Annotated in this window: 24 protein-coding genes; 14 read left to right on the top strand and 10 right to left on the bottom strand. The window is 53.3% G+C overall.

Annotation, left to right across the window (positions count from 1 at the left end; all coding sequences use genetic code 11):
• Positions 1-427: 427 nt before the first annotated feature.
• The 7 genes from J4E70_RS06470 to J4E70_RS06440 all read left to right on the top strand — a co-directional run bounded on the left by J4E70_RS06470 (position 428) and on the right by J4E70_RS06440 (position 4,885).
• The gene (locus J4E70_RS06470; protein WP_213888473.1) at positions 428-670 is read left to right on the top strand and encodes a hypothetical protein; all 243 of its coding nucleotides are present in this window, start codon (positions 428-430) and stop codon (positions 668-670) included.
• The gene (locus tag J4E70_RS06465; protein ID WP_213888457.1) at positions 606-1,949 is read left to right on the top strand and encodes a DNA-packaging protein; all 1,344 of its coding nucleotides are present in this window, start codon (positions 606-608) and stop codon (positions 1,947-1,949) included. The genes J4E70_RS06470 and J4E70_RS06465 overlap by 65 nt, the downstream gene beginning before the upstream one ends.
• A 124-nt stretch (positions 1,950-2,073) precedes the next feature.
• Entirely contained in the window at positions 2,074-3,249 is a 1,176-nt protein-coding gene (locus J4E70_RS06460) for a phage portal protein (protein WP_213888276.1), read from the top strand.
• Positions 3,246-3,494, top strand: a complete 249-nt coding sequence (locus J4E70_RS06455; protein ID WP_213888275.1) for a GTA head formation protein, RCAP_rcc01685 family — start codon at positions 3,246-3,248, stop codon at positions 3,492-3,494. Before J4E70_RS06460 ends, J4E70_RS06455 begins: the two co-directional genes overlap by 4 nt.
• 21 nt (positions 3,495-3,515) lie before the next feature.
• Positions 3,516-4,094 (top strand): HK97 family phage prohead protease, encoded by a 579-nt coding sequence (locus tag J4E70_RS06450; RefSeq protein ID WP_213888274.1) that lies wholly within the window; start codon positions 3,516-3,518, stop codon positions 4,092-4,094.
• A gap of 23 nt (positions 4,095-4,117) precedes the next feature.
• Positions 4,118-4,438 carry a hypothetical protein gene (locus J4E70_RS06445; RefSeq protein ID WP_246531642.1) on the top strand — a complete coding sequence of 107 codons (321 nt, stop codon included), beginning with the start codon at positions 4,118-4,120 and terminating at the stop codon, positions 4,436-4,438.
• 135 nt (positions 4,439-4,573) lie between these two features.
• Positions 4,574-4,885: a DUF7742 family protein gene (locus tag J4E70_RS06440; protein WP_213888273.1), complete on the top strand. Its 312-nt coding sequence runs from the start codon at positions 4,574-4,576 to the stop codon at positions 4,883-4,885.
• Here the strand turns inward: J4E70_RS06440 and J4E70_RS06435 are convergent.
• Positions 4,866-5,204, bottom strand: coding sequence for a TraR/DksA family transcriptional regulator (locus J4E70_RS06435; RefSeq protein ID WP_213888272.1), 339 nt, complete (start codon positions 5,202-5,204; stop codon positions 4,866-4,868). The genes J4E70_RS06440 and J4E70_RS06435 overlap by 20 nt on opposite strands.
• Before the next feature lie 84 nt (positions 5,205-5,288).
• On the opposite strand from J4E70_RS06435, the gene cysE reads away from it, so the two are divergent.
• The gene (gene cysE / locus J4E70_RS06430) at positions 5,289-6,101 is read left to right on the top strand and encodes a serine O-acetyltransferase (RefSeq protein ID WP_213888271.1); all 813 of its coding nucleotides are present in this window, start codon (positions 5,289-5,291) and stop codon (positions 6,099-6,101) included.
• Positions 6,102-6,152: 51 nt separating this feature from the next.
• On the opposite strand, the gene J4E70_RS06425 is transcribed toward cysE, so the two are convergent.
• The 6 genes from J4E70_RS06425 to J4E70_RS06400 form a co-directional block, all read right to left on the bottom strand.
• Positions 6,153-7,472 carry a pyruvate dehydrogenase complex dihydrolipoamide acetyltransferase gene (locus J4E70_RS06425; protein WP_213888270.1) on the bottom strand — a complete coding sequence of 440 codons (1,320 nt, stop codon included), beginning with the start codon at positions 7,470-7,472 and terminating at the stop codon, positions 6,153-6,155.
• 11 nt (positions 7,473-7,483) lie between these two features.
• Entirely contained in the window at positions 7,484-8,860 is a 1,377-nt protein-coding gene (locus J4E70_RS06420; protein ID WP_213888269.1) for a pyruvate dehydrogenase complex E1 component subunit beta, read from the bottom strand.
• Between the two features lie 13 nt (positions 8,861-8,873).
• Positions 8,874-9,869, bottom strand: coding sequence for a pyruvate dehydrogenase (acetyl-transferring) E1 component subunit alpha (gene pdhA, locus J4E70_RS06415; RefSeq protein WP_213888268.1), 996 nt, complete (start codon positions 9,867-9,869; stop codon positions 8,874-8,876).
• A 115-nt stretch (positions 9,870-9,984) separates the two neighbouring features.
• Positions 9,985-10,287 (bottom strand): FtsB family cell division protein, encoded by a 303-nt coding sequence (locus J4E70_RS06410; RefSeq protein WP_213888267.1) that lies wholly within the window; start codon positions 10,285-10,287, stop codon positions 9,985-9,987.
• Positions 10,288-10,428: 141 nt separating this feature from the next.
• On the bottom strand, positions 10,429-11,322 hold the full coding sequence (locus J4E70_RS06405) for a fructose bisphosphate aldolase (RefSeq protein WP_213888266.1): 894 nt from the start codon (positions 11,320-11,322) through the stop codon (positions 10,429-10,431).
• Between the two features lie 103 nt (positions 11,323-11,425).
• A complete protein-coding gene (locus tag J4E70_RS06400) occupies positions 11,426-12,616 on the bottom strand; it encodes a phosphoglycerate kinase (RefSeq protein ID WP_213888265.1) in 1,191 nt (396 codons plus the stop codon).
• Positions 12,617-12,754: 138 nt separating this feature from the next.
• Here J4E70_RS06400 and J4E70_RS06395 point away from each other — a divergent pair, with 138 nt between their 5' ends.
• The 4 genes from J4E70_RS06395 to J4E70_RS06380 all read left to right on the top strand — a co-directional run bounded on the left by J4E70_RS06395 (position 12,755) and on the right by J4E70_RS06380 (position 15,539).
• On the top strand, positions 12,755-13,261 hold the full coding sequence (locus tag J4E70_RS06395; protein ID WP_213888264.1) for a peptidylprolyl isomerase: 507 nt from the start codon (positions 12,755-12,757) through the stop codon (positions 13,259-13,261).
• Positions 13,254-13,874, top strand: coding sequence for a peptidylprolyl isomerase (locus tag J4E70_RS06390; protein ID WP_377609734.1), 621 nt, complete (start codon positions 13,254-13,256; stop codon positions 13,872-13,874). The genes J4E70_RS06395 and J4E70_RS06390 overlap by 8 nt, the downstream gene beginning before the upstream one ends.
• An 81-nt stretch (positions 13,875-13,955) precedes the next feature.
• Positions 13,956-14,927 carry a DUF3179 domain-containing protein gene (locus J4E70_RS06385; RefSeq protein WP_213888263.1) on the top strand — a complete coding sequence of 324 codons (972 nt, stop codon included), beginning with the start codon at positions 13,956-13,958 and terminating at the stop codon, positions 14,925-14,927.
• Between the two features lie 138 nt (positions 14,928-15,065).
• On the top strand, positions 15,066-15,539 hold the full coding sequence (locus J4E70_RS06380) for a hypothetical protein (RefSeq protein ID WP_213888262.1): 474 nt from the start codon (positions 15,066-15,068) through the stop codon (positions 15,537-15,539).
• 91 nt (positions 15,540-15,630) lie between these two features.
• Here J4E70_RS06380 and tyrS read toward each other — a convergent pair whose 3' ends face one another.
• Entirely contained in the window at positions 15,631-16,884 is a 1,254-nt protein-coding gene (tyrS, locus tag J4E70_RS06375; RefSeq protein ID WP_213888261.1) for a tyrosine--tRNA ligase, read from the bottom strand.
• Positions 16,885-16,951: 67 nt separating this feature from the next.
• Between tyrS and J4E70_RS06370 the strand changes: the two genes are divergently transcribed.
• Positions 16,952-18,088 (top strand): anhydro-N-acetylmuramic acid kinase, encoded by a 1,137-nt coding sequence (locus J4E70_RS06370; RefSeq protein WP_213888260.1) that lies wholly within the window; start codon positions 16,952-16,954, stop codon positions 18,086-18,088.
• 74 nt (positions 18,089-18,162) lie between these two features.
• Positions 18,163-18,747, top strand: coding sequence for a DUF4329 domain-containing protein (locus J4E70_RS06365; protein ID WP_213888259.1), 585 nt, complete (start codon positions 18,163-18,165; stop codon positions 18,745-18,747).
• 63 nt (positions 18,748-18,810) lie between these two features.
• On the opposite strand, the gene eno is transcribed toward J4E70_RS06365, so the two are convergent.
• Positions 18,811-20,085, bottom strand: coding sequence for a phosphopyruvate hydratase (gene eno, locus J4E70_RS06360; protein ID WP_213888258.1), 1,275 nt, complete (start codon positions 20,083-20,085; stop codon positions 18,811-18,813).
• 1 nt (position 20,086) lies between these two features.
• Positions 20,087-20,503 (bottom strand): Fur family transcriptional regulator, encoded by a 417-nt coding sequence (locus J4E70_RS06355; protein WP_213888257.1) that lies wholly within the window; start codon positions 20,501-20,503, stop codon positions 20,087-20,089.
• Positions 20,504-20,580: the final 77 nt, after the last annotated feature.

The following is a 20,580-nucleotide window of genomic DNA, read 5'->3' as shown; positions in this document are numbered from 1 at the left end:
ATCTGTAGTTAATTTTTGCTAGACTTAAGGTTATCTGGTGAATCGCATCGTTTGTTGAACGAGTGATGTGTGGGTCATTGCCCCAATGTAGGCCAGGATAAAATTTCTTTCATAAATAAATACATACCTGTTTTTCTTAACAAGTTGTTGCCGTGCGCGTACTCTCCTAGAAACACAACCTAAGAGTTTAATCTTGACTCACAGAACTCCCTGAAGTATACATTAAATCAAGCTAGAAGAAGTGGGCAAGCGGCCGCGGGGTGACCCGGAGGCCGTTTTTCTGTTTCGCTCGTGCGGAGTGCATGAGAGGCAGGTTACAGACTTTATGACATTGATCACGCCCAATGATGGGGAAGACGCGTCTTCGGAGCGGATGCTTTCGGTGACTCAGGAACATTTTTAGCGCGCTGTCGGCAAGCTGAATGGATTGATCAACAAATGGGAAGCGGGCGATTTTGATGCCCCGGGAGATGCACAACGCGTTGTCCGGGATGCGTCAGCATTGCTTGTGCTTGCCCTGAAAGAAAGGGAACGACTTGAGGAACATCGCAGAAAAAAGGCAGGAGTTGTGCATGACTATGCCATCGACTTCGGCAGCGCACGCGATGAGATTGGGCGCAGAATGGCTCTGCTCAGAACCGCAAGAGGTACAGGAGCATTTTTTGAATGATCTTGGCAGGGGAGCGTTATTGGCGCTTCCCTATTTGTTTGAGTTCTGGGCGCTGGAACACCAGTTGCCGCCGGAAGGAGACTGGCGAACCTGGGTCATTATGGGCGGGCGTGGGGCTGGAAAAACTCGCGCAGGCGCCGAATGGGTCAGACGAGAAGTTGAAGGCGACAAGCCGCTTGATGCAGGGCGTTCTGCGCGGGTGGCGCTTGTTGGCGAAACATTTGATCAGGTGCGCGAGGTCATGATCTTTGGTGAAAGCGGGATATTGGCCTGTTCACCCCCTGACCGACGCCCGGAATGGCAGGCAACACGCAAACGGCTTTTATGGCCAAACGGCGCGGTGGCGCAGGTCTATTCTGCTCATGAGCCGGAAAGCCTGCGCGGGCCACAGTTTGACGCGGCCTGGGTCGATGAGCTTGCAAAATGGAAGAAAGCCGAAGACGCCTGGGACATGCTGCAATTTGCCTTGCGGCTTGGCGAATGCCCGCGGCAATGCGTGACCACAACGCCGAAAAACTTAGCGGTCCTAAAGGCTATTCTGGACAATCTGTCGACCGTTACTACCCGCGCCCCAACCGAGGCAAACCGCGCCTATCTCGCGGCCTCCTTCCTTGAAGAAGTGCGCGCCCGCTATGCGGGTACGCGGTTGGGGCGGCAGGAGCTGGACGGGGTGTTGCTGGAGGACGCCGAAGGGGCGCTCTGGACATCTGCAGGGCTTGAGGCAGCGCGTCTTAGCGAAGCGCCGGCTCTTGACCGGATTGTGGTCGCGGTTGACCCACCTGTAACGGGTCATGCCGGGTCTGATGAATGCGGCATCATAGTTGTTGGCGCGGTGACGCAGGGACCGCCGCAGGATTGGCACGCGGTGGTGCTAAAGGACGCATCTCTGAAAGCCTCGTCGCCCACTCAATGGGCGCAGGCAGCAATATCCGCGATGGAAGAATTTGGTGCAGAGCGGTTGGTTGCCGAAGTCAATCAGGGGGGTGACCTTGTTGAAACGGTTGTCCGGCAGATCGACCCTATGGTGCCTTACAAAGCCGTTCGGGCCACCCGTGGCAAAGCCGTGCGGGCAGAGCCGGTAGCGGCGCTTTATGAACAGGGCAGGGTGCGTCACTTAAGGGACCTGGCGGAACTTGAAGATCAGATGTGCCGGATGACCCAGCGCGGATTTGAAGGACGTGGCAGCCCGGACAGGGTAGATGCGCTTGTCTGGGCGCTTCATGACTTGTTGCTGGTTCCGGCGGCGAAGTGGCGCAGGCCGAGGCTGCGCACACTTTAGACCGTTTCGTTTGCAGGGCTGCCGGAGCCTCCGGCGGGGATATTTATGGAAACTGGTGATGGTGAAGAAAAACGCTGTGGCGTTGTCAAAGTCATGCCCGAAGGACAAAGAGGAGTAGCCAATAATGGCATTTGATTTTTTCCGCCGCAATGTGGTGAAAACCCCGGAACAAAAGGCGTCGTCCGCAGGGCCTGTGATTGCTTATCATAGCGCTGGGCGGGTGGCCTGGAGTCCGAGAGACACGGTTTCACTGACACGGACGGGTTTCACAGGGAACCCGGTTGGTTTTCGTTCCGTCAGGCTGATTGCGGAGGCAGCGGCGGCGCTGCCTTTGGTTTTACAGGATCGTGAACGGCGCTATGAGACGCATCCGGTGATGGATCTGATACAGAACCCAAATCTGGCGCAGGGACGCGCAGAGCTGTTTGAAGCGCTTTACGGTCATTTGTTGCTTTCAGGAAACGGGTATCTGGAGGCAATCGTTGGAGAGACCGGAAAGCCGCTGGAACTACCTGTGCTGCGGTCTGACCGAATGCAATTGGTGCCGGGGGCAGATGGCTGGCCGGTCGCCTATGAATATGCTGTGGGCGGGCGTAAACACCGGTTTGACATGACCGGGGCTGCGCCGCCCGTTTGCCACGTTAAAAGTTTTCATCCACAGGATGATCACTATGGTTTGTCGCCGATGCAGGCGGCGGCAAGCGCGATTGACGTGCATAATGCGGCTTCACGCTGGTCCAAAGCGCTGCTTGACAATGCGGCGCGCCCGTCAGGTGCCATTGTTTACAAGGGGGCGGAGGGGCAGGCGTCCCTCACGTCTGACCAATATGACAGGCTTCAGAACGAGATGGCGAGCTACCATCAGGGCGCGGCAAACGCCGGGCGGCCCATGTTGCTGGAAGGCGGTCTTGATTGGAAGCCGATGGGGTTTTCACCGTCGGACATGGAGTTCCAGAAAACCAAAGAGGCGGCCGCACGCGAGATTGCTGTTGCGTTTGGCGTTCCGCCGATGTTGCTGGGTCTGACTGGCGACGCGACCTATGCCAATTATCAGGAAGCGAACCGCGCTTTTTACCGGTTAACTGTCGTGCCGCTGGCGACCCGTGTTGCAGTCAGTGTGTCTGACTGGCTATCGCGGTTTACGGGTGAACAGCTTGTCCTTAAGCCCGATCTTGATCAAGTGCCGGCGTTGTCAATGGAACGCGACCAGCAATGGCGACGGATCAGTGAAACCTCTTTCCTAACGGATGCGGAAAAACGCGCGATACTTGGTTTGGCGAAGCTTGCGGAGGGGGAATGAGCGACGGAAAAGCACAAACCGGCGGCTCACGGTTTCTCTACGAGAGTTTTGATGCGGCTTCTGCCCGGATCGAGGCAAATGAGCGGATCGCGAAGCTTCAGTTTGACACGATGTATCAGCGGTTAGGGCGAATAGAGACATTGATTGAGCGCCTGGAAAAGCGGCTTTGGCTGATGGTGTATGGCGTGGTTGGGGTGATTTTGTCTCAGGGCATAGCCTCGTTGATTGATACAGCCCCTAAGTAAGGTAAAAGAGGTGAAAAAGACATGATATCAACGAAATATGGCTTTGGGCTTGAGACCAAGTTTTGCCGGTTTCAAGAGGGCGTAAGCGTGTCAGATGGCGCGGTTATTGAAGGGTACGGGTCCCTTTTTGGCAAGCTCGATCAAGGCGGGGATGTAGTTGAAAAGGGGGCCTATGCAAAGTCGTTGCAGGGGCTGGCCCAAAAGGGACGCGCCATAAAAATGCTTTGGCAACATGACCCGGCACAACCGATTGGAGTTTGGGAAGACGTGCGTGAGGATGAGCGTGGCCTTTACGTGAAAGGGCGATTGCTTGCCGAGATTGCCAAGGGCCGCGAAGCCGCCGCACTGGTTGAAGCCGGTGCAATTGACGGATTGTCGATCGGGTATCGCACGTTGAAAGCAACAAAAGACGCCAAGGGCCTGAGGCGCTTGACGGAACTGGAGCTTTGGGAGGTTTCTTTGGTCACATTCCCGATGCTTTCCGAAGCACGGGTCGGAACGAAGGGCGAGGAGCCCGAGGTTGATCTGCTGAACGATCTGGTGGAGACGATTAACGATGCCCGCCTGATGCTGGCCTGCGACACGCGCGGGCCTTTCTAAACCTAAAAATCAGGAAATCTTTGATGAAAACAACCGAGAACAAGGCTCGGGCCGCAGAGGCTGTGCCTAAAGGCTTGTCACCAACTGCAGATGTTACGGCTGCGCTGGCGGGCCTTATGAACGACATAAATTCCAAGCTTCAACAACAGAATGAAAGACTAACCATGTTTGAACGAAAAACAATGACTTATGGGCGCCCAGCCCTTTCCGCAGCTGCCGATGCAGAGGCACCGCATCAGAAAGCGTTTAACGCATATTTGCGCTCAGGCGACGATGACGCCCTGCGCGGTCTTGAGCTGGAAGGCAAAGCACTTGCGTCAAATGTGGCGGCTGACGGCGGATAAGCGGCGCATTTGAAATTCACGTAGCTCAATTGTCGGACCGATTTGGGCCCGGGCCTTTTGCTGTCATCTCACTTCAAGCTTGATCTTGGAGGATTTGTTTTAAAGTCTTTGTGTGCAATTTTTGGGAACCGAAGAATGCGACCTGTTTTATTTGGCGATGTAACGGCTATTGCCCGTACATTGCTGAAATTGAAAGATAAAGATCGGCCGACTGCTGTCCATCAGGCATTGACGCAAGCTTCTGCCGCTGATGCATATCGTATAAGAACCGGCAAGCTGCACCAGCGCTGGGGCAATGGAAGCTTAAGCGGCGCGGTTGAACGATACCCCAAAGCAATCGAGCCGTTTTTGGATGACATCGACTATTGTAGTTGCATGGCCTTGGTTTTTACTTCGCTTGTGAATTGGCGGCAGGAAAAAGCAGCCTTTAACGAGAGGCACAACTGATACATGTCGCATGTGTTGGATCAAGTTCGAGCCGCTTTTGGGCTATTTCCTCGCCGCAGGATAAGCAAAAGCCGTATTCATCGGCATCCATTCGGGCCAAGGCTGTCAGAATCCTTGATTTCATTTGACTGCGGCGTACTTGCGTGGCTTTGGACATTGCCTGCTGTTGCAAAGCATCCATCCGGCTTAGCCGGCCAACAGACTGCTGGTCTAATTCGACCGTTTTCTGCCCGGATTTTCCCAGTTCGTCTTCTTGCTCTAATTCTGCAAGAGAATGTGTTAACATCGCCCGGAACTGTTCTTGCAAGGACTCATTCATTTTGTGAATTCCTGATATTAGGTCTTTGCGCTTGGGTATTTTAACCTATCTGTGTATGACGGCTACGCAAAAGAGGAAAGTCTGATGGCTGAAACACGAAAAAAACTGGCGCAAGTAGACCCTGTCTGGGAACGGATTTGTCGCGAGGCTGAAGAAGCCATTCGGGACGAACCTTTGCTTGGTGGCGTGATACATGCAGGTATCTTGCATCATGCGACGATCGAAAGAGCGCTTTCTTACAGGATGTCCCAAAAGCTTACCTCAAACGAAATGTCTGAGCAGATATTACGTGAAATTGCGGACGAAGCCTTTGGTGATGACCCAGAACTGTCGCAAGCTGCGCGCGCAGACCTAATGGCAGTTCTTGACCGTGACCCAGCATGTCATCGTCTGTTGCAACCCATGATGTTCTTCAAGGGATTTCAGGCTGTTCAGGCGTATCGCGTTGGTCACTGGCTGTGGCAGCAGGGGCGTCGGGATATGGCCTATTTCATTCAGATGCGGATTTCAGAAGCGTTTGGCGTTGATATACATCCCGGTGCGAAGATTGGGCGCGGCATTATGATTGACCACGCGCATTCGATTGTAATCGGTGAAACAGCAGTTGTTGGTGACAATGTTTCGATGCTCCACTCCGTCACGCTTGGCGGGACCGGGAAAGAAGATGAAGATCGGCACCCCAAGATAGCCAACGGTGTGTTGATTGGTGCCGGGGCGAAAGTGCTGGGTAACATCAAGGTCGGTCGCTGTTCGCGGATCGCGGCGGGTTCTGTTGTTCTGCAGGAAGTTCCGCCATGCAAAACCGTTGCCGGTGTTCCTGCGAAAATCGTTGGCGAAGCGGGTTGTGCACAACCAGCCGTGACAATGGATCAGTTGCTGAACGAAAGCGCTGGATAAGAAAAAGGCGCGATTAGCATCGCGCCTTACTCTTTCTCTATTTGATTTTTTCTAGGCGAGCATTGCAATCGGGTTCTCGAGGTTTTCGAGAATTGCATTCAGTAATTTTGCGCCAAGAGCGCCATCAATCACCCTATGATCGACCGAAAGTGTTACAGACATCACTGTCGCGACCGCCAGTTCGCCGTCTTTTCCAACCACTGGCTTTTTGACCCCGGCACCGACCGCTAGGATTGCCCCGTGGGGGGGATTAATCACCGCATCGAAATTGTCGATGCCAAACATCCCCAGATTGGAAATAGCAAAACTGCCACCCTGATACTCATGTGGCGCAAGCTTGCGTTCACGGGCTCTGACTGCAAGATCTTTCATTTGTGCCGAAAGTGCTGAAAGAGATTTCATTTCAGCGTCCCTTAGGACAGGGGTGAACAGCCCACCTTCGATAGCGACCGCAACTGCAACGTCGGAAGGTTTAAGTTGCAGAACTCTGTCGCCCGCCCACACTGCGTTGGCAGCAGGCACTTGCTGTAGGGCCAAGGCGCAGGCCTTGATTATGAAATCGTTCACGGAAAGTTTTATATTCCGATCCGCCAACTGCGCGTTCAGGTCTGCGCGGAATTTTAGCAGGGCATCGAGTTTGATGTCTCTGCGAAGATAGAAATGCGGTATTGTTTGCTTTGCCTCTGAAAGTCGCGCGGCGATTGTTTTGCGCATTCCGTCGAGAGGCAGCTCTTCGTATTCGCGGTCTGCGTACATTTTCAGAACCGTTTCCGTTGCCATGCCTGTAGGTGCGTAAGAACGAGCGGCAGCGGCTGCTGCAGGAGCGGTTGAAGAAGCCGCAGAAGCGGTGGTTGTTTTCGGAGACGCTTCGGCGGATTCCACATCAGATTTTACGATGCGGCCATGCGGCCCTGAACCAGAGATCTGACTTAAATCCAAACCTTTGCCTGCAGCGATACGACGCGCAAGCGGAGAAGCAAAAATGCGTTCACCCGTAGCGGCAAGCGGCGCTGCCGGAGCAGGCGCAGACGGAGCAGAACTCGCTGGTTCTGCTGTTGTGGCTGCAGGTTCCTGAGATGGAGCTGAAGCAGCAGGTGCGGCTGTTGCACCAATGCCATCTGCAGATTCACCGTCCTCCAGCAAAACAGCGATTGGTGTATTGACCGCTACATTTGCAGAGCCTTCTGCAACCAGAATTTTTCCGATGATTCCTTCATCTACGGCTTCGAATTCCATCGTCGCTTTGTCAGTTTCAATTTCAGCAAGCAGGTCACCGGAAGAGACTTCGTCTCCTTCCTTTACCAGCCATTTCGCCAATGTGCCTTCTTCCATTGTTGGGGAAAGCGCGGGCATCAGAATTTCTGTTGGCATCACGTTTCTCCTCAGCGGTAGGTTACAGATTTGACTGCGCCGATAACGTCGGCGGTTGTCAAAAGTGCGTGTTTTTCAAGGTTGGCCGCGTAGGGCATCGGGACATCTTTGCCTGTGCAGTTGATGACAGGCGCATCAAGATAGTCAAAGGCCTGCTGCATAAGTACTGAGGAAATATGCCCACCGATGGAGCAGACAGGAAAGCCCTCTTCAACCGTGACACAGCGGTTTGTTTTCATCACGGACCGAACAACAGTGTCGGTGTCCATTGGACGAAGGGTGCGCAGGTCGACAACTTCTGCGCTGATCCCGTCTTCTGCAAGCTTGTCAGCGGCCTCCAACGCATATTGCATTCCAATGCCAAAGCTTACGATTGTGACATCGCTACCTTCGCGCCAGATCTTTGCTTTGCCGAAAGGAATTGTGAAATCTTCCATAACGGGGACATCAAAGCTTCGCCCGTAAAGAATTTCATTTTCCAGGAAAACGACCGGGTTAGGGTCGCGGATCGCAGATTTTAAAAGTCCCTTTGCGTCGGCTGCCGAATAGGGCATCACGACTTTAAGACCAGGAACTTGTGCATACCAAGATGCATAGTCATGGCTGTGCTGCGCGCCAACTCGAGCTGCGGCACCATTCGTACCCCGAAACACGATTGGCGCGCCCATTTGCCCCCCGGACATATAGAGTGTTTTCGCTGCCGAATTGATGATGTGATCAATGGCTTGCATAGCAAAGTTGAAGGTCATGAATTCGACAATCGGTCTGAGCCCCGCAAAAGAAGAACCTGTCGCGATACCAGCAAATCCATGCTCGGTAATCGGAGTGTCAATAACGCGTCGGGTACCGAATTCTTCGAGCATACCTTGACTGACCTTATAGGCGCCTTGATATTCAGCTACTTCTTCACCCATGAGATAGACGGTATCATCTCGGCGCATTTCTTCGGCCATGGCGTCGCGAAGCGCTTCGCGGACTGTGGTTGATTTCATTTCAGTGCCTGCGGGAATTTCGTCTTCAGCAGGCGGAGCGTCGACAATTGGGACCGGGGCTTTGGCCTGCGCAGGCGCAGGGGCCGAGGCTACCGCCTCTGCCGGCGCCGGGGTAGACGCAGGGGCGCTATCAGGAACGGCGCTTGCATCTTCACCTTCTTCCAGAAGCACGGCGATTGGGGTGTTTACCTTTACGCCATCCGTTCCTTCGGCGATCAGGATTTTGCCCATTGTACCTTCGTCAACGGCTTCAAACTCCATCGTCGCTTTGTCGGTTTCAATTTCGGCCATGATCATGCCGGAGGTGATTTCATCGCCTTCCTTGACCAACCATTTAGCCAAGGTGCCCTCCTCCATGGTGGGGGACAGTGCGGGCATAAGAATTTCTGTTGCCATAATACGTGTCTCCTCAGGCTTCAGCGTAGATGTCAGTCCAAAGTTCCTCGAGCGCGGGCTCGGGGCTTTCCTTGGCAAATTCAGCGGCTTCATTCACGATAACTTTGATGTCCTTATCAATTGCTTTCAGGTCCTCTTCAGTTGCATGTTTGCCTTGCAGCAAAAGCTCTCTTACATGCTCAATCGCGTCCCGTTCGTCGCGCACCTTCTGAACTTCGTCGCGCGTTCTGTATTTCGCGGGATCAGACATAGAGTGGCCGCGGTAGCGGTAGGTTTTCATCTCCAGAATGTAAGGCCCCTTGCCAGCCCGGCAGTGAGCGATCGCTTTTTCGCCAGCCTCTTTCACCGCCAGAACATCCATTCCGTCGACAGATTCTCCTGGAATGCCGAAAGCAGCGCCGCGCGTCCAAAGTTCAGGAGACGACGATGCGCGCTGCAATGATGTGCCCATCGCATATTGGTTGTTCTCGATTACAAAGATTACGGGGAGCTTCCAGAGGGACGCCATATTGAACGTTTCGTAGATCTGGCCCTGATTGGCCGCGCCATCACCGAAATAGGCAAATGAAACACGATCGTTGCCGAGGTATTTGTCTGCGAAGGCAAGACCCGCACCAAGCGGAACCTGAGCGCCAACGATGCCGTGACCACCATAAAAGTGTTTCTCTTTCGAGAACATGTGCATCGAGCCGCCTTTGCCGCCGCTGTAGCCGCCTGAACGGCCTGTCAGCTCTGCCATTACGCCTTTCGGATCCATCCCACACGCGAGCATATGGCCATGATCGCGATAGGAAGTGATGCGCTTGTCACCCTCATCTGCAGCCGCTTCCAGCCCAACAACAATTGCCTCTTGCCCGATGTACAGATGGCAAAAACCACCGATAAGCCCCATGCCGTAAAGCTGGCCCGCCTTTTCTTCGAATCGTCTTATCAAAAGCATTTCGCGGTAAAAGGCGAGCAGTTCATCCTTCGAAACATTTGGTTTCTTTGATGTTTTTCTTACAGCCATAGGTGAATCTCCCGGCATTGACTTAAATAGTTTAGCATTAAACTATTCTATAACGCATTCCGCCACTCTGGGCGAGCAAGAAAATGTCGCATCGGATTTCTGAGAGCTTTGGGTGCTACTGTATGACGATTTCGTCAGTGCGCACCATACCTAGAACTTCGCGCACCTGCTGATCAAGAAGGTCGAGGTCAAGATAGCTATCTGAAAGACGGCGCGTTTTGTTTTCCATGCGCGTTACGCTGTCTGTATACGCGGCAAGTTCCTGACGCAGCACTTTGGTTTCAGCTTCAATTCTGACGCGTTGAAAAAGCCCGTAGTCACCCTGCACAGCAGCGAAAGTGAAATAAGCGCCAAGCAAAAAGCACACTGCAAAGTAAGCAATGGCACCAAGCGTTGGGCGTTTCAGGACTGCGGTCATTCTATCTGCCTCGTCCCACCTCTTTATGGGTGGGTTTGAGCACAATGCCACAAGTGATTCGCTTTGTGAATCCCCAAACGAGCCCAGACATTGAAAAAGGCGGCTCAATTGAACCGCCTTTCGTAAGGAGTGCGTGATTTGTTACCCTGCGATCGATGCCTCGTAGATCGAATTTATCGTTGCAGCGATGGTTGCATTGAAGTCTTCATCGCTCTGATTTGCTGACAGACCCTCGGTCAACGCGCGAGAGAAACTGGCGATCACACCAGCATTTTGCGAAAGGCGGTCGTTTGCCTCGTCACGCGAATACCCGCCAGACAGCGCAACAATCCGCAGAATGCGTGGATGATCGACAAGCGATTTATACTGGTTTGCGGTTTCCGGAAGAGTCAGTTTAAGCATGACTTCCTGGCCATCGGGCAGGGCGTCCAATTGCGCCGTGAGTTCGGCAAGCAGCATCTCCTCGGCTTCGGCTTTGTCCGTGATTGTGATGTTAACTTCGGGTTCAATTATCGGGATCAGCCCATGCTTCAGGATTTGTTTGCCGATATTGAACTGCTGGGCGACAATCGCTTTTATCCCCTCGCGGTTAGCAGCATTGATGACTGAACGCATTTTTGTGCCAAAGATTCCGGCATCCACTGCACGTTTCAGCAAGGCATCAAGCTCGGGCATCGGTTTCATCAACTGAACGCCGTTTTCTTCTTCGTTTAGCCCTTTGTCGACCTTCAGAAAGGGTACGACGTAGCGGTCTTCCCACATGTATGTGGCGGTCGGTTTGCCGTCAATTTCGCGATCCATCGTCATTTCAAAAAGGATCGCTCCGACAATCTTGTCTCCGGTGAAGGCTGGGGCTTTAGCGATCCGCTTGCGCATCGCGTGCATCAGGTCAAACATCTCGGCATCGCTGGAATAGGCATCTTCATTGATCCCATAAAGACGCAGCGCCTTGGGAGTAGAGCCACCGCTCTGGTCCAGCGCGGCGACGAAGCCTTTGCCTTTGCGAATTTGATTCAGTTGTTCCTGATTTGGCATGTGCAACCTCGCCTAAAAAAATACTCTGTTGGGGAACGTCCCCGTCCCCCGCTTCTAAGCGAGCGGAGCGTGGGTTTCAATTATGCTCGCGCTAACAGTCGTTTCAGGCGTCAAGTGCCGCAACACCTGGAAGGGTTTTTCCCTCCATCCATTCAAGAAAAGCGCCACCCGCAGTCGAGATGTAGGAAAAGCCTTTTGCAGCGTCAGATTTGTTCAGCGCGGCAACAGTATCACCACCCCCTGCGACTGAAATTAGCGAACCGGCTCTGGTAAGCTCGGCCGCTTTCGCAGCGGCCGCATTGGTTGCTGTGTCGAACGGCGCAATTTCAAAGGCACCAAGTGGGCCATTCCAGATCAGCGTACTGCAATGCTCGAATACGTTGATGATTGCCTTGGTCGATTCCGGACCGGCATCGAGGATCATCCCGACGTCTGGGCAGTCTTCGACGGCTAGAATCGCATGCGGTGCATTCTCTTTAAATTCCTGCGCGACTACGATGTCCTTCGGCAGGACAACCTCGCAACCACTGTTTTTAGCCTTGGTCATAATCTCCCGAGCTGTCTCTGCAAGGTCGCGCTCGCAAAGAGATGTTCCAACATTTAGTCCTTTTGCGGCGAGAAAAGTATTTGCCATACCGCCGCCAATAATCAGGAATTCTACTTTTTCTACAAGATTGCCCAGAAGATCGAGTTTTGACGAAACCTTAGCGCCACCAACAACGGCAACGACGGGGCGGGAGGGTTTGCTGAGAGCCGCTTCCAGTGCCTCAAGTTCTGCCTGCATCAGCCGTCCTGCGCATGAGGGCAGCAATTGTGCAATTCCTTCGGTCGAGCCATGTGCGCGGTGCGCTGCCGAAAATGCATCGTTGCAATAGATGTCGCCCAGTGCAGCCAGTGATGCCGCAAAGGCGCGGTCATTTTTCGTTTCCGCTTCGTGGAACCGCGTGTTTTCAAGAAGTAAAACTTCACCCGCACGCAGTGCCGCAACAGCCTTTTTAGCTGGCAGTCCGATGCAATCTTCTGCAAAACTCACGGGAACACCCATTGCTTGTGTCAATGCAGGGACAACATGTTTTAAGGACATCTCTGGCACGACTACGCCCTTGGGACGGCCGAAATGCGCAAGCAAAACAGGTTTGCCGCCACGCTTAATAATCTCCTGAACCGTCGGTACGATCCGGTCGATTCTTGTGCTGTCGGTCACGACCCCGTTTTCCATCGGGACATTGATATCAATGCGTGTCAGGACGGTTTTCCCCGTCAGGTCCATGTCATCAAGTGTTTTCCAGGTCATGTCGTGTCCTTCGGCAGAAATTTGCTCCTTAACACCCGATCAGACCGCGCAGGTCAACAGCGCAGCAGCGGTTTCTGCTTTTCCTTGGGGGTGTTGCCCTTTAGGGTCTGCGCCAACCAAGGAAACAAGGAGCGCCCAATGGCCGAGATTAAAGACCCAGAAAACACGATCCTGATGGAACTTAAAGATGGCACCGTAACTATCGAACTGCTGTCAGATGTTGCGCCAAAGCACGCCGAGCGGATGAAAGAACTGGCCCGCTCAGGCGCTTATGACAATGTTGCCTTTCACCGGGTGATCGATGGGTTCATGGCGCAAACGGGTGATGTGAAAAACGGAAATATGGAGAAAGATTTCAATATCCGTTCCGCGGGAACCGGGGGGTCCGATCTTCCAAACCTGCCCGCAGAATTTTCAAAATTGCCACATGACCGGGGCACGCTGGGTGCCGCACGGTCTGCCAGCCCGGATTCAGCAAATTCACAATTCTTCATCAACTTTAGCGACAACCATTTCCTGAATGGCCAGTACACTGTTTACGGTCGTGTTCTCAGCGGAATGGAACATGTTGACGCGATTCAGAAAGGTGAGCCGCCAATGAATCCCGACCGCATGGTCAGCGTGAAGGTTGCCGCCGATGCGTGACAGCAGTCTGATCACAGGCGCTCTTGCAATTATGGGGGCGGCCGGTCTGGCCGCCTACCTCTTTCTAGGGCAGAGCAACGCGCAATCTGCATCTGTTTCATTTGAGGATACAGAAGGCCCAAATCTCGTGATTGAAGTTTCGGGAACCACCAATGGCAGTATTACCATTGACCTATTACCAAATGTCGCCCCGTTGCACGTTGAACAGATCACGGCTCTGGCGGAAGAAGGCGCATATGATGGTGTTATTTTCCACAGGGTTATTGAAGGTTTCATGGCGCAGACGGGTGATGTCGAATTTGGCAAAATAGGTGGCGATACTGTTCGTGCGGGTATGGGAGGGTCTTCCCGGCCAAACATTCCTGCCGAATTCTCGGACGTGCCATTTCAGCGCGGCGTTGTCGGGATGGCACGTTCTGCCAGCCCGGATTCTGCGAACAGCCAGTTTTTCATCATGTTTGAACCGGCAACACATCTGAACGGCCAATATACAGTTGTTGGCCGTGTTATCGAAGGCATGGATGTGGTCGATGCGATTAAAAAGGGTTCATCCCAACACAACGGCGCTGTTCTTGATCCGGACCAGATGGCGCATGTAACAGTTGTTAAGTAGCGAAACATCAAACTCGCGTGAGCGGGGCTAGCCGTATAGCCCCCTCTCTGTCACCCTTGAAAGCTAAAAGGGGAGACCTTCATGCGTTTGATCCAGCTTTTTGCCGCTATCGTGTTGTGCGTGTTTGCAACAATAGCAAATGCGAGCCCTGAATTCTGGCGAAATGAATGGCCGAACACCGACTTTGAACGAACAACGGTCGAAAGCTGGCGCGAGATCATGTCAGGCGGGCCATCCAAGGACGGTATTCCGGCGCTTTCTGACCCGAAATTTATTGCGGCTTCATCCGAAACCCGGATCGGGGACCGTGAACCGGTCATCAGTTTTGAGATCAGCGGCCAAACCGCGCGCGCTTATCCGATCCGGTATCTGACTTGGCATGAGATCGTGAATGATGTGATCGGCGACGTGCCTGTTGCCGTTACATTTTGCCCGCTGTGCAATTCCGGAATGGTTTTTGACCGTCGGGTGAATGGCGCGCTGCGCACATTTGGTGTCTCGGGCAAGCTTCGAAATTCCGACATGGTCATGTTTGACCGCGAAACTGAAAGTTGGTGGCAACAGGCCGTTGGAACAGGAATTGTTGGCCATCACACGGGTGACACACTGACTCAGCTTCCGTCCTGGATGGAAAGCTGGGCCGAGTTCAAAGAACGCCATCCGGATGGTTTGGTCATGGATGAACCCGACTGGCGCAGGCCCTACGGTCAGAACCCCTATGTCAGTTACGATAGCTCCTCCCGCCCGTTTCTTTATTCAGGCGAAGTGCCCCCTCATGATGTGCCACCTTTAGCGCGCGTTGTGCGTGTTGGCGAACGTGCCTGGACTGTTCAAAGATTGCGCGATGAAGCAGAAGTCAGGGAAGCGGGGTTGGTGATCAGCTGGGCCTCAGGGCAGGCTTCGGCGCTTGATAGCCGCGAAATTAATGCTGGCCGTGACGTCGGAACAATCCGTGTTCGCGATGCGTCGGGCCGTGATGTGCCACATGATGTGATGTTCGCCTTTGCGTTTCACGCCTTCTTCCCAGACGGAAACTGGATGCTTCCTAACTGACCTTTTCAGCAGTGGTCCTCTTTTTTTCGGCTCGCCGATAGGTCGGATTACATACTTTGGCCTCACGAAAGTTTGACTTGCGCCCGAATTCAACCCTAATCTGTTGAATAATGGGGTGAGCAAAAAAGGGATAGATAAATGAGATTTGGATTAATAGCACTTATGGTTTGGGTATGGGCTGGCGTTGCAAATGCCTGTCCTGATTTTCAACTTTGGGGAAACGAAAGATACGATCTTACGGCGCAACAGCTTTATAGCCCACAGGGTTTCCGGGTTGTTGCCGGCGGCAACAACAATCTGGCAGCCTGTCGTATTAAGGCGCGCAATTTCAGAGGGGCAATGCCCGGATATGTCACAACTGCACCTGATTTTTCGATGACAGTGCGCGGACGAAGCGGTTTTCAGTTGGAATTCCGCGTGGTCAGTAATTGTGACGCAACGCTTTTGATTAATACTGCCTCGGGCAACTGGTATTTCGACGATGATGATAACGGAAATGCTGACCCCAAGATTCGCCTGACGCGCCCCGCCGCAGATGGCATTTATGACGTCTGGATCGGCACCTTTGACGGGTCGTCCTGTGATGCCGTTCTTTACATGGAAACGTTCTGATCTTTGTTTGATCTGACGGTTCATCTGTTGGTATGAGAGCGCTAAGAAATTGAAAACACCGCAAGATTTACTTGCGGTGTTTTTTTTGCACTTAGGCTTTTAGTGTGACCAACGCGTGGCGTTTTTTGCCAGCTGACAACTTGATCGGATTGATCAGATCGCTTGTTGTCAGAATCAAACCAGCGTCGGTTAACGGATCATCATTCATCTTTGCGCCGCTCTCCATGATCAGCCGCTTTGCTTCTTTGCCAGACTTCGCAAGCCCTGAACGCACGATCAACTGCACCACAGAAATTCCATCGCCGATATCAGCCGCAGTTAAATCTAAAGTCGGTAGGTCGTCCCCAACACCACCTTTTTCAAAGACTTCGTGGGCTGTGGCCTCGGCTGCTTTCGCGGCATCTGCCCCATGTGCCAAGGTTGTGACCTCGTTGGCGAGGCGGATCTTGGCTGCGTTAATGTCAGACCCTTCAAGGCTGCCCAGTCGTTCGCATTCTTCAATAGGAAGCTCCGTATATAGCTTCAGAAACCGGCCTACATCGGCGTCCGTTGTGTTGCGCCAGAATTGCCAGAACTCATAAGGGCTGCGCATTTCCGGGTTCAACCAGACGGCACCGTCCTGGCTTTTGCCCATCTTCTTGCCATCTGATGTGGTCAGCAGGGGCGATGTCAGGCCGTAAATTTCGTTGTCAAGAACACGCCGGGTCAGATCGATCCCGTTAACGATGTTTCCCCATTGGTCTGAGCCGCCCATTTGAAGCAGGCAACCGTAGCGGCGGTTAAGCTCCAGAAAGTCATAGGCCTGCAGGATCATGTAGTTGAATTCGAGGAACGACAGGCTTTGTTCCCGGTCAAGCCGCGATTTCACGCTTTCAAAGCTCAGCATCCGGTTTACTGAAAAATGCCGCCCGATGTCGCGCAGGAAATCAAGGTAGTTCAACGCGTCGAGCCATTCGGCGTTGTTGACCATAATTGCATCGGTTGGTGTATCACCAAAGCTGACGTATTTCGTGAAGACGGCTTTTATTCCTGCGATATTGGCGTCAATCTCGGCAGGGGTCAGCAGCGGGCGTTCATCGGCGCGAAAGCTCGGGTCCCCAACTTTGGTTGTCCCGCCGCCCATCAGCACGATGGGTTTATGTCCGGTCTTTTGCAGCCAGCGCAGCATCATGATCTGAATAAGGCTGCCGACATGCAAAGACTTGGCCGTGGCATCAAAGCCGATATAAGCAGGTACCACACCTTTGACCAAAGCTTCGTCAAGTGCCTGATAGTCTGTGCAGTCGGCCAGAAAGCCGCGCTCAATCATCACACGCATGAAGTCGGATTTAGCATGGTAAGTCATCAATTTTTTGTCCATGGTTTGCGTTGCGACTTGCGGTATATCGGGGTCACACAAAAAGGGGAAGCCGATGTTGAAATCTGATGCCGTCTGGGCGCTTGGCGCGATGTCGGGCACATCGCTCGATGGCGTTGATGCGGCGTTGCTGCAGACCGACGGGGAGCAGATACTCGAATTCGGTGAAACGGGCTACCGGCCTTATTCCGAGGCAGAGCGAGAAGTGATTGCGGCGGCTCTCGGACGATGGCCAGGAGATGAAGGCGTCGAAGAAGCCGCCGAAGTGATCGAAACCGTACACGCGACGTTGCTGTCGGAGTTTGGTGACGCAGAGCTGATTGGCTTTCACGGTCAGACGCTTGCGCATGACCCACGCGGCATGGGAACGCATCAGGCGGGTGACGGACGGGTGCTGGCAGAGGTATTGCAAACGCCAGTCGTCTGGGACTTTCGCACAACCGATGTTGAAATGGGCGGCGAGGGTGCACCGCTCGCGCCGTTCTTTCATTTTGCCTGCGCAAAGCTGATGGAAATTGACGCCCCGATCGCCTTTCTGAACCTTGGTGGGATCGGGAACCTAACCTGGGTTGATCCAGCCAAATCCCGCCCGGACGAGGATGGCGCGTTGCTTGCCTTTGACACTGGCCCTGCAAACGCGCCGATCAACGATTTGATGTGGCAGCGACGCCATGAGTATTTTGACAAAGATGGCGAACTTGCAGCAGAAGGTGACGTCGATGAAGACATCGTAGAGTCCTTTTTACAGCATTCCTATTTCTACCGGGTTCCACCCAAGTCACTGGATAGAAATGATTTTTCGGATCTGCTGGATGAAGTCGCTATACTGGAAGACGCCGATGCAGCAGCGACGCTGACAGCGATAGCAGCCGCATCCGCTGCGAAGGCGTTAGAACATTGCCCAAGGCTGCCGCAGGGCGTTCTGGTCACCGGAGGAGGGCGCAAGAACCCTACTTTGATGACGATGCTGTCCTTGCTGATGGAGTGCCCGGTTGCTCCGGTCGAAGATGCTGGTTTTAACGGCGACATGCTTGAAGCGCAGGCATTTGCCTATCTTGCTGTTCGGGTGGCCAAAGGAATGACAACCTCTTGTGAAACCACCACGGGTGTTCGTGCTTCGATTGGGGGCGGGATACTGAGCAAACCAACAGGCAAGCGAGCCTTATCAAAGACGCCTTCGAAGAATTTCTAAATCTAAAAATTTGCTCAAGTCGCTTTGCCTAATGTGTTTCTGCTCGTTATTATCGGCGCAGAGGCGGAGAGAAAATGAAACGAGCTTGTAGTATCTGGCGGTCCACAATTGCGGTTTTCGCTGTTTTGATGTTTGCGGTGCCGACCGATGCTAAAAATGCCGGTAAACTCGCCCATGACGCACGCTACGCAACTGAACACCAGTTTGTTTTGGAAATTTTCCAAACACTTAATCAAAGATCAGTAGAGATAGACCGCGAGTTTTGTGGCTTTCTTTACTATGATGGACGCGGCCAGATCGCAGCAACACGCGCCTCAAAAGGCGGAACGCATAGTTGCATGCCGGTTCGCCCCGACGGCGACTACGTGATTTTCTCGTCTTATCACACGCACGCCGCCTATGATCCGAACAGCCTGAACGAATACCCCTCTGCGCAAGACGTGGAAGGGGATTTTGCAAATCGGCACAACGGCTATGTTGCAACGCCGGGCGGGCGGCTTTGGTTCATTGATTTCAAGAAACAGATTGCGCGGCAGATTTGTGACTATCGCTGCCTTCCGTTCGACTCGTCTTACCGGGAACCCCGACGCGAACGCCCAAAGTCAGCGGTGACTTTGCATGAACTTCAGCGGATTATTGACCGCGAATTTGGCTCGTAGAAGCGCAATTCAAGTAACTCCTCCGTCACATGAAGCGCAGAGGAGCGTTTTAAAGAACAGCGATTATTTCAAAATGCTGCGTCCAGCGTAAACTGCCGTGTCGCCCAGCATCTCTTCGATCCGGATCAGCTGATTGTACTTAGCCAGCCGGTCAGAGCGTGACAGCGAACCTGTTTTGATCTGTCCACAATTCGTTGCAACCGCAAGGTCGGCGATTGTGGCGTCTTCAGTTTCGCCAGACCGGTGGGACATCACGCAGGTAAAGCGCGCACGGTGCGCCATATCAACAGCAGCAAGCGTTTCGGTCAGCGTGCCAATCTGGTTCACTTTGACCAGCAGAGAGTTCGCGCTACCCTTTTCAATGCCCTGCGCGAGCCGTTCGGGGCTGGTCACAAACAGGTCGTCACCGACCAGCTGAATACGGTCGCCAAGCGCGTCTGTCAGCATTTTCCAGCCGTCCCAGTCGTCTTCACTGCATCCGTCTTCGATGCTGATGATCGGGTAGTCGTCAACCAGCGCTTTAAGATAGGCGACATTTTCAGCTGATGTCAGGGATTTGCCTTCTCCTTTAAGTTCATACTTGCCGTTCTTAAAGTATTCGGTTGCCGCACAATCCAGTGCCAGATAAACATCGTCGCCCGGTTTGTAGCCTGCTTTTTCAATCGCTATGAGTACAAAATCGAGCGCGTCACGCGTTGAAGACAGGTTCGGTGCAAAACCACCTTCGTCACCAATTCCGGTGTTATGGCCTGCTGCTGAGAGCTCTTTTTTCAGGGTGTGGAATATTTCAGCACCCACCCGGATTGCATCGCGGATCGATGTGGCCGACACCGGCATGATCATGAATTCCTGAATGTCGATGGGGTTGTCGGCGTGCTCGCCACCATTGATAATGTTCATCATAGGAACCGGCAGGGTGCGTGCCGATGTGCCGCCGATATAGCGATAGAGCGGTTGTTCAGTGAACTCGGCTGCCGCATGCGCGACCGCCAAGGAAACGCCAAGTATCGCGTTGGCCCCAAGGCGGGATTTGTTTGCTGTTCCGTCCAGTTCAAGCAGTGCCATATCGATCGCAACCTGTTCGGTTGCATCAAAGCCGATCAATGTGTCTGCGATTTCGCCATTTACTGACTCAACGGCCGCCAAAACACCTTTGCCAAGATAGCGCTTCTTGTCGCCATCACGTTTTTCAACAGCTTCATATGCGCCAGTTGATGCGCCAGATGGCACCATAGCGCGGCCCATTGCACCGCTTTCCAGAATAACGTCAACTTCGACAGTGGGGTTGCCCCGGCTGTCGAGAATCTCGCGGCCGATAATATCGATAATGGTGCTCATGTCAGTCCTTCTTGGTCAGGGGAACTCCGTAAAGTTCCAACCGGTGTCCCTTCAGTTTGTACCCCAGTTTCTGGGCTATTTTCTCCTGAAGAGCTTCAATTTCACGATCTACAAATTCAATGACTTCGCCGGAATTCATATCAATCAGGTGGTCGTGATGGTCACGTTCGGCGTCTTCGTATCGTGCGCGACCATCGCCAAATTCATGCTTTTCCAGAATATCGGCCTCTTCAAACAGTTTCACTGTCCGGTAAACTGTCGCAATCGAGATTTTCGGGTCCCGTGCCGAGGCGCGGTTAAACAGCTCTTCGACATCAGGATGATCATTGGCTTCATGCAGAACATCCGCAATCACGCGGCGCTGCCCCGTCATACGCAGGCCTTTCGCCTCGCATCTGGAAATGATTGTATCTGTCATGCCCGGCCTCATCTCGTCTTGGGGCGGGGTTTAAGCGATTGAGAAGCGGGTTTCCACTGTTTTGATGAAGTTTCTTT

This window comes from Pseudohalocynthiibacter aestuariivivens, assembly GCF_018457175.1.
Taxonomy (GTDB): domain Bacteria; phylum Pseudomonadota; class Alphaproteobacteria; order Rhodobacterales; family Rhodobacteraceae; genus Pseudohalocynthiibacter; species Pseudohalocynthiibacter aestuariivivens.
Note: the sequence above shows the minus strand (reverse complement) of the source record. Positions and strands in the feature narration are given on the sequence as shown.

Bases quoted from the DNA above. Each gene is read 5' to 3' on its own strand.
- J4E70_RS06465 (WP_213888457.1), top strand. From the start codon at position 606: ATGAGATTGGGCGCAGAATGGCTCTGCTCAGAACCGCAAGAGGTACAG.
- J4E70_RS06460 (WP_213888276.1), top strand. From the start codon at position 2,074: ATGGCATTTGATTTTTTCCGCCGCAATGTGGTGAAAACCCCGGAACAA.
- J4E70_RS06455 (WP_213888275.1), top strand. From the start codon at position 3,246: ATGAGCGACGGAAAAGCACAAACCGGCGGCTCACGGTTTCTCTACGAG.
- J4E70_RS06450 (WP_213888274.1), top strand. From the start codon at position 3,516: ATGATATCAACGAAATATGGCTTTGGGCTTGAGACCAAGTTTTGCCGG.
- J4E70_RS06445 (WP_246531642.1), top strand. From the start codon at position 4,118: ATGAAAACAACCGAGAACAAGGCTCGGGCCGCAGAGGCTGTGCCTAAA.
- J4E70_RS06440 (WP_213888273.1), top strand. From the start codon at position 4,574: ATGCGACCTGTTTTATTTGGCGATGTAACGGCTATTGCCCGTACATTG.
- J4E70_RS06435 (WP_213888272.1), bottom strand. From the start codon at position 5,204: ATGAATGAGTCCTTGCAAGAACAGTTCCGGGCGATGTTAACACATTCT.
- cysE (WP_213888271.1), top strand. From the start codon at position 5,289: ATGGCTGAAACACGAAAAAAACTGGCGCAAGTAGACCCTGTCTGGGAA.
- J4E70_RS06425 (WP_213888270.1), bottom strand. From the start codon at position 7,472: ATGCCAACAGAAATTCTGATGCCCGCGCTTTCCCCAACAATGGAAGAA.
- J4E70_RS06420 (WP_213888269.1), bottom strand. From the start codon at position 8,860: ATGGCAACAGAAATTCTTATGCCCGCACTGTCCCCCACCATGGAGGAG.
- pdhA (WP_213888268.1), bottom strand. From the start codon at position 9,869: ATGGCTGTAAGAAAAACATCAAAGAAACCAAATGTTTCGAAGGATGAA.
- J4E70_RS06410 (WP_213888267.1), bottom strand. From the start codon at position 10,287: ATGACCGCAGTCCTGAAACGCCCAACGCTTGGTGCCATTGCTTACTTT.
- J4E70_RS06405 (WP_213888266.1), bottom strand. From the start codon at position 11,322: ATGCCAAATCAGGAACAACTGAATCAAATTCGCAAAGGCAAAGGCTTC.
- J4E70_RS06400 (WP_213888265.1), bottom strand. From the start codon at position 12,616: ATGACCTGGAAAACACTTGATGACATGGACCTGACGGGGAAAACCGTC.
- J4E70_RS06395 (WP_213888264.1), top strand. From the start codon at position 12,755: ATGGCCGAGATTAAAGACCCAGAAAACACGATCCTGATGGAACTTAAA.
- J4E70_RS06390 (WP_377609734.1), top strand. From the start codon at position 13,254: ATGCGTGACAGCAGTCTGATCACAGGCGCTCTTGCAATTATGGGGGCG.
- J4E70_RS06385 (WP_213888263.1), top strand. From the start codon at position 13,956: ATGCGTTTGATCCAGCTTTTTGCCGCTATCGTGTTGTGCGTGTTTGCA.
- J4E70_RS06380 (WP_213888262.1), top strand. From the start codon at position 15,066: ATGAGATTTGGATTAATAGCACTTATGGTTTGGGTATGGGCTGGCGTT.
- tyrS (WP_213888261.1), bottom strand. From the start codon at position 16,884: ATGACTTACCATGCTAAATCCGACTTCATGCGTGTGATGATTGAGCGC.
- J4E70_RS06370 (WP_213888260.1), top strand. From the start codon at position 16,952: ATGTTGAAATCTGATGCCGTCTGGGCGCTTGGCGCGATGTCGGGCACA.
- J4E70_RS06365 (WP_213888259.1), top strand. From the start codon at position 18,163: ATGAAACGAGCTTGTAGTATCTGGCGGTCCACAATTGCGGTTTTCGCT.
- eno (WP_213888258.1), bottom strand. From the start codon at position 20,085: ATGAGCACCATTATCGATATTATCGGCCGCGAGATTCTCGACAGCCGG.
- J4E70_RS06355 (WP_213888257.1), bottom strand. From the start codon at position 20,503: ATGACAGATACAATCATTTCCAGATGCGAGGCGAAAGGCCTGCGTATG.